9 protein-coding genes are annotated in these 11,942 nt (G+C 41.7%); 8 read left to right on the top strand and 1 reads right to left on the bottom strand.

Going from position 1 to position 11,942, the window contains the following annotated elements; translation table 11 throughout:
- The first annotated feature begins 286 nt into the window (after positions 1–286).
- The 5 genes from C511_RS0101025 to lgt all read left to right on the top strand — a co-directional run bounded on the left by C511_RS0101025 (position 287) and on the right by lgt (position 4,649).
- On the top strand, positions 287–679 hold the full coding sequence (locus tag C511_RS0101025; RefSeq protein WP_024995488.1) for a DUF3836 domain-containing protein: 393 nt from the start codon (positions 287–289) through the stop codon (positions 677–679).
- A gap of 309 nt (positions 680–988) precedes the next feature.
- Positions 989–2,092 carry a redox-regulated ATPase YchF gene (gene ychF, locus C511_RS0101020; protein WP_024995489.1) on the top strand — a complete coding sequence of 368 codons (1,104 nt, stop codon included), beginning with the start codon at positions 989–991 and terminating at the stop codon, positions 2,090–2,092.
- A gap of 148 nt (positions 2,093–2,240) precedes the next feature.
- A complete protein-coding gene (locus C511_RS15975) occupies positions 2,241–3,206 on the top strand; it encodes a ketopantoate reductase family protein (RefSeq protein WP_024995490.1) in 966 nt (321 codons plus the stop codon).
- 10 nt (positions 3,207–3,216) lie between these two features.
- Positions 3,217–3,792, top strand: a complete 576-nt coding sequence (locus tag C511_RS0101010; protein ID WP_024995491.1) for a sugar O-acetyltransferase — start codon at positions 3,217–3,219, stop codon at positions 3,790–3,792.
- Between the two features lie 2 nt (positions 3,793–3,794).
- On the top strand, positions 3,795–4,649 hold the full coding sequence (gene lgt, locus C511_RS0101005; RefSeq protein WP_024995492.1) for a prolipoprotein diacylglyceryl transferase: 855 nt from the start codon (positions 3,795–3,797) through the stop codon (positions 4,647–4,649).
- 43 nt (positions 4,650–4,692) lie between these two features.
- On the opposite strand, the gene mutS is transcribed toward lgt, so the two are convergent.
- On the bottom strand, positions 4,693–7,281 hold the full coding sequence (mutS, locus tag C511_RS0101000) for a DNA mismatch repair protein MutS (protein ID WP_051260424.1): 2,589 nt from the start codon (positions 7,279–7,281) through the stop codon (positions 4,693–4,695).
- A 228-nt stretch (positions 7,282–7,509) separates the two neighbouring features.
- Between mutS and leuS the strand changes: the two genes are divergently transcribed.
- Genes leuS through C511_RS0100980 form a run of 3 tightly spaced genes read left to right on the top strand, consistent with a single transcriptional unit; the run spans position 7,510 to position 11,845 of the window.
- Entirely contained in the window at positions 7,510–10,341 is a 2,832-nt protein-coding gene (gene leuS / locus C511_RS0100990) for a leucine--tRNA ligase (RefSeq protein WP_024995493.1), read from the top strand.
- Positions 10,342–10,364: 23 nt separating this feature from the next.
- The gene (locus C511_RS0100985; RefSeq protein WP_024995494.1) at positions 10,365–11,246 is read left to right on the top strand and encodes a YitT family protein; all 882 of its coding nucleotides are present in this window, start codon (positions 10,365–10,367) and stop codon (positions 11,244–11,246) included.
- Between the two features lie 2 nt (positions 11,247–11,248).
- On the top strand, positions 11,249–11,845 hold the full coding sequence (locus tag C511_RS0100980; RefSeq protein ID WP_024995495.1) for a non-canonical purine NTP diphosphatase: 597 nt from the start codon (positions 11,249–11,251) through the stop codon (positions 11,843–11,845).
- The last annotated feature ends 97 nt before the right edge of the window (positions 11,846–11,942 follow it).

Genomic DNA, 11,942 nt, shown 5'->3' with positions numbered 1-11,942 from the left:
TTTTATTCCCCACATTCATATAACTATATTTAACTATAATTCAATTTGATACAAAAGAAAAGAAACAAATTAATAAGTGTTGTTTTAAAGTCCAATAAACTCCAAATTTGAATATAAAATGCATTAATATTATCAATTTGAATAAGGGACAGAAAAGGTACAATTATCATATAGATATTTTTTATATTCGAAAAAGGAATAATGTCAGATATATATCTATATTTGCAGTGTATTACAATACAAATAATAGAAATATGATATTATCAACCTTAACAGCAAGAACATCATGAAAACAAAATTATTTTTTAAAACCATTGCATTGTTTGTATTTGCATTTATTGGAACAATGAACATAAATGCTAAGAGTGACAACAATTTAGTATATAATTATGAGCAGAAAGACGGTATGATGGTAGCACAAACCGTGTATAAGCAAGAAGGAGGCAGTTTATCGAACTACCTTAAGTACAATTACAAGTACGACGACCAGAAAAGAATGGTTGAAAGCGAAACTGTGAAATGGAATAACATAAAAAACAGATGGGATAATGATATGTGCATTCGCTATACATACGAAGGCAAAACAGTCACCACTGAATATTATAAATGGAATGGCAAAAAAGCACAATATGTTTTAGTTCCTGAAATGACTGTAACAGTTGATGCACCTGTCATGTAACAACATTACCTACAAATAAATTCTCTCTAATATCTAACAAACAAATCTCAATCATAGCTCTGGGGGAGCAGCGACTGCTCCCCTATCCTATTGCAGAAAACTTTAGCATAAGGCTGTCTTTTAAAAAGATGGCCTTATTTTATATACACCCGTATTCTTTTCTGAAAGAAAGAGAATAGTAATTTCTATCTTTTTGCTGTCTCACGTGGAACAATCAACAATGAAGTTATCCACATTCTTTGTAATGCAGTGAATAATTAGTACTTTTGCCCAATTAATTGCTTAATACAAAAGAATAATAATAGAATAATGGCTTTACAATGTGGTATAGTTGGGCTTCCTAATGTAGGCAAGTCAACACTTTTCAATTGTTTGTCGAATGCCAAAGCGCAGGCAGCAAACTTCCCTTTTTGCACTATTGAACCTAATGTAGGAGTAATTACAGTTCCTGATGAACGCTTAAACAAGCTCTCAGAATTGGTTAATCCGCAACGAATAGTGCCTACTACCGTTGAGATTGTTGATATAGCCGGCCTAGTAAAAGGAGCAAGCAAAGGTGAAGGCCTTGGAAATAAATTCCTGGCAAATATTCGTGAAACAGATGCAATTCTTCATGTTCTTCGTTGCTTTGATGACGAAAACGTTACCCATGTTGACGGTAGTGTAAATCCTGTAAGAGACAAAGAAATAATTGATTACGAATTGCAATTAAAGGATTTAGAGACAATAGAAAGCAGGATACAAAAGGTACAGAAGCAAGCCCAGACAGGGGGCGACAAACTGGCTAAAATGACATACGACATATTGCTTAAATATAAAGATGCATTGGAGCAAGGCAAATCTGCACGTTCAGTTCAGTTTGAGACCAAAGATGAGCAGAAGATAGCCAAAGAATTATTCCTGCTTACCAGCAAACCCGTTCTTTATGTATGTAATGTTGACGAAAAGAGTGCAGTAAAGGGCAATAAATATGTAGAAATGGTTCGCGAAGCTGTTAAAGATGAGAATGCAGATATACTTATTGTAGCAGCTAAAATTGAATCGGAAATAGCAGAATTTGAAACCTACGAAGAACGTCAGATGTTTTTGAATGAGATAGGCTTAACAGAATCGGGTGTGGCCCGTCTCATAAAGTCGGCCTACCAATTGCTTAATCTGGAAACTTATTTCACAGCAGGTGTACAAGAAGTACGCGCCTGGACTTACCTGAAAGGAAGTAAAGCACCTCAATGTGCCGGTGTTATTCACACTGATTTTGAGAAAGGCTTCATCCGTGCCGAGGTTATAAAATATGCTGATTTTATTAAATACGGTTCAGAAGCCGCAGTACGCGATGCCGGGAAACTAAATGTTGAAGGAAAAGAATACATTGTTGAAGACGGTGATATAATGCATTTCCGTTTCAATGTATAAAATGCAATGCTAAGAAACATCTCCTGCCGATAATTTTCATTCAATTTTATCCGTTACAATTTGTTATGCAGATTAATAATCCATAGATTTGTAACACTTGCAATAAAATGCAAGCGAATGATAGTAACGACAAAATAAAAAAGGAAAAATGGAAAAGGCGAATAATAATAAACCTTGTTCAGAATGCGGAAGCACACAAAAACAAGGATTAGAATATCTCGTAGTAGGTACAGGAGGTGTAGGTGGAAATATAGCAGCTTTTCTATGGCTAGCCGACAAGAAAGTTACTTGTATTGCCAGAGGGGAACATCTAAATGCCATAATCAATGAAGGGTTAAAATTAAAGTCAACCTTGAAAGGGCAACATAATATCCCCATCCATGCTTGTAATGCAGAAGATTATTCAGGGAAAGCCGATGTCATTTTTGTGTGCGTAAAAGGGTACTCCATTGATTCTATTACTGAATTAATAAAGAAAGCCGCACACAAAAATACCATCGTTATTCCCATTTTGAACGTGTACGGAACAGGTCCAAAATTACAAAAAATGATTCCTGACGTAACCGTACTTGACGGATGCATTTACATCGTAGGGTTTGTTTCCGACTTAGGCGAAATAACCCAAATGGGTAAAATCTTCCGTTTGGTATTCGGGACTCATCAGGGTACGGAGGTTTCACAAGAACTTTTGGCAAACGTACAAACCGATTTATTGGAAAGCGGCATCAAAGCCAATCTATCTGATGACATCAATCGGGATACCTTCATTAAATGGTCATTCATCTCTGCCATGGCGTGTACAGGAGCCTATTACAATGTTCCAATGGGTGAAGTACAAAAAACCGGTCCAATCAGAAATACATTTATAGGTTTATCGCAAGAAACGGCCGAACTAGGCAATAAGCTCGGCATCATATTTAAAGAAGATTTAGTGCAATATAACCTCAAAGTACTTGATAAACTAGCACCAGAAAGTACCGCATCTTTGCAAAAAGATTTGGAAAAAGGACACAACTCCGAAGTCCAGGGATTGCTTTTCGATGTAATTCAATTAGGAGAAGAAAAGGGCATCGATATGCAAACATACCAAACCGTCGCTGCCAAATTTAAATAACTAAATGCAGATGAATAAAGTAGAAACAGAGAAAGAAAGGATGTTTGCCGGAAAGCCATACAACGCTCATTCCGATGAGATGGTTGCCATTCGCATCCGTACCAAACGAATATTACACAAGCTTAACGTAACAGAGTATTATACAGATAAATTTCAAGATGTTATTCGTGAACTCTGTCCAAACGCTGCAAAAAACTTCCATGTAGAACCTCCTTTCCATTGTGACTACGGTGACCACATCTATGCTGGAGATAGCGTTTTCATTAATTTCGGAGCTGTTATCCTCGATGGAGCCAAAGTAACCATCGGTGCCCACACCATGATTGCACCGGGCGTACATATATACACCGCTCAGCACCCGCTTGATGCTGATGAAAGAGACCAATGGGAAGACTGCAAACCAGTCACCATCGGCGAACGATGCTGGATAGGCGGTCATGCAACGATCTGTCCGGGAGTAACCATAGGCGACCGAACAGTTATTGGAGCCGGTTCGGTAGTAACCAAAGATATCCCGGCCGATTGCCTTGCTGTAGGAAATCCGGCTCGAGTTATCAGAAAACTAAATCAACAGAAAGAGAAATAATTATGAATCATCTTCTCGCAACCATTCACTGGAACCCCAATCCAGAGCTATTTAATTTATTGGGCATATCCATAAGATATTACGGATTGCTTTGGGCAGTAGGCATTTTATTTGCATACCTTGTGGTACATTATCAGTACCGTGATAAGAAAATTGGTGAAGACAAATTTGAGCCTCTTTTCTTTTACTGTTTTTTTGGTATTGTGCTAGGAGCACGACTGGGACACTGCTTGTTCTACCAGCCGGAGTACTACCTCACTCGTCCGGTTGAGATGTTGCTTCCCATCAAAATGCTTCCGGGCGGTGGATGGAAATTTACAGGTTACGAAGGTTTGGCAAGCCACGGAGGAACCTTAGGACTTATGATCGCCCTGTGGCTCTATGTCCGCAAAACAAAGCTCAATTACATTGACGTAGTCGACATGATAGCTGTAGCTACCCCCATCACAGCCTGCTTTATCCGTTTGGCCAACCTGATGAATTCCGAAATCATAGGTAAAGTGACTGATGTGCCTTGGGCATTTGTATTTGAACGTGAAGACATGCAACCCCGACATCCGGCTCAGCTGTACGAAGCCATAGCTTATTTTATATTCTTCCTTATACACATTTATCTGTATAAGAAATATAGCAAAAAGCTTCACAGGGGCTTCTTCTTCGGTCTCTGCCTGACGTTGATATTCACTTTCCGCTTCTTTATAGAATTCCTGAAAGAGAATCAGGTGAGCTTTGAAGACGGTATGTCATTGAATATGGGACAATGGTTAAGCATACCATTTGTCATCATAGGACTTGCCGTTATCTTCAACGGAAAGAAACTGGATCAGATGGGTAAAAGCTATACTTTAAAGAAATAAAGCTCTTCTTCCTGCTTATAATATTCAAATCGTAAGAGGTAAATCACTTACCTCTTACGATTTTTTTAATGTCACTCAACTTATTCAACGCCTCAAGCGGAGTGAGGTTGTTGACGTCGATATTCAGTATTTCATCTCGTATCTGACACAGCACCGGATCATCAAGCTGGAAGAAATTAAGCTGCACCCCTTCCCTTTTCTCACTGACCTCAGCCAACGGTTTGCCCGAAATACCCTGTTTGCGGTTATCGCTCTCCAACTGATGTAAAATATCATCGGCCCGCTTCACAATACTCTTGGGCATTCCGGCCATTTTAGCCACGTGAATACCAAAAGAGTGCTCACTCCCACCCCGCTCCAGCTTGCGCAGAAAAATCACTCTGTTATCAACTTCCTTCACGGAAACATTGTAATTCTTAATTCGTTTGAATGATTTTTCCATCTCATTCAATTCGTGATAATGGGTGGCAAAAAGCGTGCGAGCCTTAGCCTTAGGGTGTTCATGAATATACTCCACAATAGCCCAGGCAATGGAAATACCGTCGTAGGTGGAAGTTCCCCTACCCAGCTCATCAAATAAAACCAAACTGCGTGACGACACATTATTCAATATATCGGCCGCTTCATTCATTTCAACCATGAACGTAGACTCTCCCACCGAGATATTATCGCTAGCCCCCACACGCGTGAATATTTTATCAACCAGACCAATGTGAGCACTTTCCGCCGGAACAAAAGAACCTATTTGAGCCAACAACGTAATCAGCGCCGTCTGCCTCAGTAAGGCCGATTTACCAGCCATGTTAGGACCGGTAATAATAATGATCTGCTGCGATTGCGAATCAAGCATCACATCATTGGCTATGTATTTTTCACCCAAAGGAAGCTGCTTTTCAATAACGGGATGCCTTCCCTGATGGATGTCGAGCACATCATTGTCTTCAATCACCGGACGAATATAGTTATTCATCTTCGCCACATTGGCAAATGAGAGCAAACAATCCAGTCGCGCAATCTGATTGGCATTGATTTGTATAGCCGGAATAAACTCCGCCAAAGCCAAAACCAGTTCATTGTACAACTTAGTTTCCAACACAAGAATCTTGTCTTCGGCACCCAATATCTTCTCTTCGTACTCCTTCAACTCTTGCGTGATGTAGCGTTCTGCATTAACCAAGGTTTGCTTTCTGATCCACTCCTGAGGCACCTTATCTTTGTGAATGTTACGTACCTCAATGTAGTAACCAAATACACTATTAAAGGCTATCTTCAAGCTGGGTATACCCGTCAGCTCACTCTCACGCTGCTGAATTTGCAGCAGGTAATCCTTACCCGAATAAGCTATTTTACGCAACTCATCCAGTTGAGGGTCAACGCCTTCTTTCACCACACCCCCTTTATTGATTAACAAAGGAGGATCATTATTTATTTCCTTATCAATTCTGCTACGAATAGACAAACACAAATTCAGTTGCTCGCCAATGCTGTTCAAGCTGGCATTGTCGGCTTCCAGACAAGCATTTTTAATGGGTTCAATAGCCTGAAGAGCAATTTTTAACTGCACTACTTCACGAGGAGAAACACGCCCCACGGCCACTTTAGAAATAATACGTTCCAAATCGCCCACCAAGTGAAGCTGCTCCTCAACCAATTCTTTGAATTCCGGCTGTCGGAAGAAATATTCAACCACGTTCAGGCGGTCGTTTATGGGCTTCTCGTCTTTTAAAGGAAAAACCAACCACCGTTTCAGCAAGCGCGCTCCCATAGGACTGATTGTTTTATCAATCACATGAAGCAAACTGCTTCCGCCGTCGTTCATACTTGAAATAAGTTCCAAGCTACGCACCGTGAACTTATCCAAGCGAACATATTTATCTTCTTCAATTCTGGCAAGCGAAGTAATGTGCCCTATTTGCGTATGCTGCGTCATCTCCAGATACTGCAAAATAGCACCTGCTGCTATGATACCGTTCTTGAGATGTTCCACACCAAAACCCTTCAGATTCTTGGTTTCGAAATGCTTTAAAAGCTTTTCACGCGCAGCAGTATCTGTAAACACCCAGTCGTCTAGCTCAAACGTAAAAAACCGGCTACCGAAATTACCTTCAAACATCGGTCGTTTGCCTCGTTCAAATAAAATTTCCTTGGGTCCGAAGTTATTCAATAATTTATCAATGTAATCAAACGGACCTTCTGCCGTCAGAAATTCGCCGGTCGATATATCCAAGAAAGCCACTCCGCAAGAAGGCTTTCCGAAATGCACAGCCGCCAGGAAGTTATTCTCTTTGTAATTCAGTATGTTATCATTGATGGAAACACCGGGAGTCACCAGCTCTGTGATACCTCTTTTCACCAACTTCTTGGTCGTTTTAGGATCTTCCAGCTGATCGCAAATAGCCACCCTCTTCCCTGCCCTGATCAACTTAGGCAAATAAGTATCCAGCGCATGATGGGGGAAGCCTGCCATTTCAATGGTTTTGCCTTTTCCGTTGGCACGTTTTGTCAGGGTAATGCCCAAAATATCAGATGCAATAACCGCATCTGTCGAATAAGTTTCATAAAAGTCACCGCACCTGAATAACATCACAGCATCCGGATGTTTGGCTTTTAAATCCAGAAACTGTTTCATCATGGGGGTCAATTCAATATCTTGATTCACAATTGTCCTCCTTTACGTAATTAGTAATCACTAACAAAGTTAGGTATTTATCTTTGTATTCTTTCAACCTCTTATCATCTTTTAAAAAAAAACTAAATAAGCGAGCAACCTTGTTATCTGAAAATAAACGTGTAAATTTGCCACCTACAATAAGAAACATTGAAAATATAAATCAATATCACACTATAAAGTTAGATAGCTATGGACTATAATTTCAGGGAGATTGAAAAGAAGTGGCAGAAAAGATGGGTAGAACAAAAAACCTATCAAGTAACAGAAGATGAATCGAAGAAGAAATTTTATGTATTGAACATGTTCCCCTACCCTTCCGGCGCAGGATTACATGTGGGACACCCGCTGGGGTACATTGCTTCGGATATTTACGCTCGTTACAAACGACTGCAGGGCTTCAACGTTCTCAATCCCATGGGATACGATGCTTACGGTTTGCCCGCCGAACAATACGCCATACAAACCGGTCAGCATCCGGCTATCACAACCGTCAACAACATCAACCGATACAGAGAACAGCTTGATAAAATAGGATTCTCGTTCGATTGGAACCGCGAAATACGCACCTGTGACCCGGAATATTACCAGTGGACGCAATGGGCTTTTATTCGTATGTTCAACAGTTTCTATTGCAACGACGAGAAGAAAGCCATGCCTATAGGCGAATTGGTGAAAGCTTTTGAAGCAAACGGAAGCCAAGGCTTAAACGTAGCTTGCAGCGAAGAGCTCCACTTTACCGCCGATGAATGGAAACAGATGGGCGAAAAAGAGCAGCAAGAAGTACTCATGAACTACCGCATTGCTTACCTGGGCAATACCATGGTTAACTGGTGCCCGGCATTGGGAACCGTATTGGCCAATGACGAGGTAGTTGATGGCGTTTCGGAACGTGGCGGACACCCTGTTATTCAGAAGGTTATGCGTCAATGGTGCTTGCGCGTATCTGCCTATGCACAAAGGTTACTCGACGGACTGGACGGCATCGACTGGACCGACTCACTCAAAGAAACTCAGCGTAATTGGATAGGTCGCTCTGAAGGTGCTGAGATGCGCTTCAAGGTGAAAGACAGCGATCTTGAATTTACCATATTCACGACCCGTGCCGACACCGTATTTGGTGTCACCTTCATGGTACTTGCTCCCGAAAGCGAGTTAGTAGCTCAACTCACTACACCAGAGCAAAAGGCTGAAGTAGATGCATACTTGGAACGTACCAAAAAACGTACGGAACGTGAGCGCATTGCCGACCGCAGCGTTAGCGGTGTCTTCTCGGGAAGTTATGCCATTAACCCGTTAACAAACGAAGCCATACCGGTATGGATCAGTGATTACGTATTGGCCGGTTACGGTACGGGAGCCATCATGGCGGTACCCGCGCATGATAGCCGCGACTATGCCTTTGCCAAACATTTCAATTTAGAAATTCGCCCGCTTATTGAGGGCTGTGATATCAGTGAAGAGAGCTTTGACGCCAAGGAAGGAATCATGATCAATTCACCCAAAGAAGGCGCTGCGGCAGGCGGACTCGTTTTAAACGGACTCACGGTGAAAGAGGCGATTGCTAAGACCAAAGAATATATCCGATCAACCGGCTTGGGAAGAGTCAAGGTAAACTTCCGCTTACGCGATGCCATCTTCTCTCGTCAACGCTATTGGGGCGAGCCTTTCCCTGTTTACTACAAGAACAACATGCCTTACATGATCGATGAAAGTAAACTGCCGTTGGAATTACCCGAGGTATCTAAGTTCCTCCCTACCGAAACAGGTGAACCGCCGTTGGGTAACGCTACTCAATGGGCTTGGGATGAGGTTAACCAGACCGTAGTCGGAGTTGAAAGAATAGATCACACCACCATTTTCCCGCTGGAGTTAAATACCATGCCGGGCTTTGCCGGATCATCGGCATACTATTTGCGTTACATGGATCCGCGCAACCATTCTTGTTTGGTTGATCCTCAGGTAAACGGTTATTGGCAGAATGTAGACTTATACGTGGGCGGAACGGAACATGCCACCGGTCACCTCATCTACTCTCGTTTCTGGAATAAGTTCTTGTTCGACTTGGGCGTAACGGTAAAGGAGGAGCCTTTCCAAAAGCTGGTTAACCAAGGTATGATACAAGGACGCAGTAACTTTGTGTATCGCATTAAAGACACCAATACGTTTGTTTCATTGAATTTGAAGAACCAGTATGACACCACTCCTATTCACGTTGATGTGAATATTGTGTCGAATGACGTACTTGATCTGGAAGCATTCAAAGCCTGGCGTCCGGAATTTGCCACAGCCGAGTTTATTCTTGAAGACGGCAAATACGTTTGCGGATGGGCAGTTGAAAAGATGAGTAAATCAATGTTCAACGTGGTAAACCCTGACATGATTGTAGAGAAATACGGTGCCGACACGCTTCGTATGTACGAAATGTTCCTCGGTCCGGTTGAGCAGTCAAAGCCATGGGATACAAACGGTATTGACGGTGTCTACCGTTTCCTAAAGAAGTTCTGGACGTTATTCTACAACAGAGACGGTGAATTTATTGTGAACCAGGAAGCAGCAACCAAAGAAGAACTTAAATCGTTGCACAAGCTCATCAAGAAAGTGACATCGGATATAGAGCAATTCTCTTATAATACTTCCGTTAGTGCTTTCATGATCTGTATCAATGAACTATATACTTTAAAATGCAACAAAAAAGAGGTGCTTTCTCCCCTACTCGTTGTTCTGGCTCCCTTCGCACCACACGTTTGCGAAGAGCTATGGGAAGCCATAGGCAATCAAAGTTCTGTTTGTGATGCACAATGGCCTTCATGGAATGAAGATTACCTGAAAGAAGACGTAGTTAATTACACCATTTCTTTCAATGGAAAAGCACGTTTCAATATGGAATTTGCTGCTGACGCTACCAGTGAATCCATTCAGGAAACTGTGTTGGCCGACGAACGCTCTTTGAAGTGGACGGAAGGAAAAACGCCTAAAAAGGTGATTGTTGTTCCGAAGAAAATAGTTAATATTGTTGTTTAATATCATCTTTAATAATTTATAGAATGATCAAGCTCTCCAAATCAGACGTACTGATAGAGTTAAGAGATTATTTTCTTATTACCATCGGGCTTATTTGCTACGCATTCGGGTGGTCGGCCTTCTTACTCCCCTATCAAATAACCACAGGTGGAGTAACCGGTGTATCGGCCATCATCTACTATGCCAGCGGTGTGCCCATTCAGTATAGCTATTTCATTATAAATGCTATACTGATGACTGCCGCTATTAAGATTCTGGGTCCCAAGTTCAGCATTAAAACGACATACGCCATCTTTATGCTGACTTTCTTGCTGTGGTTTTTCCAACAATTAATTGGGAATACACAAATTATTGGAGTGGGACAAGATTTTATGGCCTGCATTATCGGTGCAACCATGTGCGGTGCCGGACTAGGCATTGTCTTTATCAACAACGGAAGCACGGGTGGCACCGACATCATTGCCGCAGTGGTAAACAAATACCGTGATGTAACGTTTGGCCGCATGATACTGTATTGCGACATCGTTATTATATCATCCTGCTATTTCGTATTCAACGACTGGCGAAGAGTGGTATTCGGGTTCGTAACCCTGGTTGTTATCAGCTATGTGCTCGATTTGATAGTGAATAGCGCCCGTCAGTCGGTTCAATTTCTTATCTTTTCGAAAGAATACCAGCAAATAGCCGATCGCATCATTGCCGATACACATCGTGGAGTAACCGTTTTAAATGGCACCGGATGGTACAGCAAAAATGATGTAAAAGTACTCGTTGTACTGGCAAAGAAGAGTCAATCGATAGAAATATTCCGTTTGGTGAAAGACATTGATCCCAATGCCTTTATTTCGCAAAGCTCCGTTATTGGTGTATATGGTGAAGGCTTTGATCGTATTAAAGTAAAGTAAACATGAAGAGAAAACTGGTTTTTGCAACCAACAACGCACATAAACTCGAAGAAGTATCACACATACTAAGTCATAAAATAGAGCTTCTAAGCCTGAAAGACATAGCGTGTGACACAGATATACCCGAGACAGCCGATACGCTCGAAGGCAACGCTCATTTAAAGTCTGAGTACATTTACAACCATTACCACATGGATTGTTTTGCCGATGATACCGGACTTGAAATAGCTGCTCTTAACAATGAACCGGGTGTATACTCGGCTCGTTACGCAGGAGAAGATAAGAATTCGCAGGCCAATATGGAGAAAGTACTTCGCCTGATGAAAGACAAGCAAGATCGTAGTGCACAATTTCGTACCGCCATATCGCTTATTTTAGACGGTAAGAAATACCTTTTTGAAGGAATCATCCGCGGCCAAATAACGACCGAGAAGAGGGGAGAAGCAGGCTTCGGCTACGATCCTATCTTTATGCCCGAAGGTTACCACCAAACCTTCGCAGAATTGGGCAGCGAAGTGAAAAACAAAATAAGCCACCGTGCTCTGGCGGTCGACAAGCTTTGTGAATTCTTGGCTAGCCTAACCGATACCAACGTCTAAAATAGTAATCACATACTTTATTACCCTTTACTTACTACGTTATAGCTGTATACTCTTATAGCTACAACGTAGTGTGCTTTTTAGCGTCCAACCATGG

This window comes from Bacteroides graminisolvens DSM 19988 = JCM 15093 (genome assembly GCF_000428125.1).
Classification (GTDB): domain Bacteria; phylum Bacteroidota; class Bacteroidia; order Bacteroidales; family Bacteroidaceae; genus Bacteroides; species Bacteroides graminisolvens.
The sequence above is the reverse complement of the archived record's forward strand: the minus strand, read 5'-3'. Positions and strand labels throughout refer to the sequence as shown.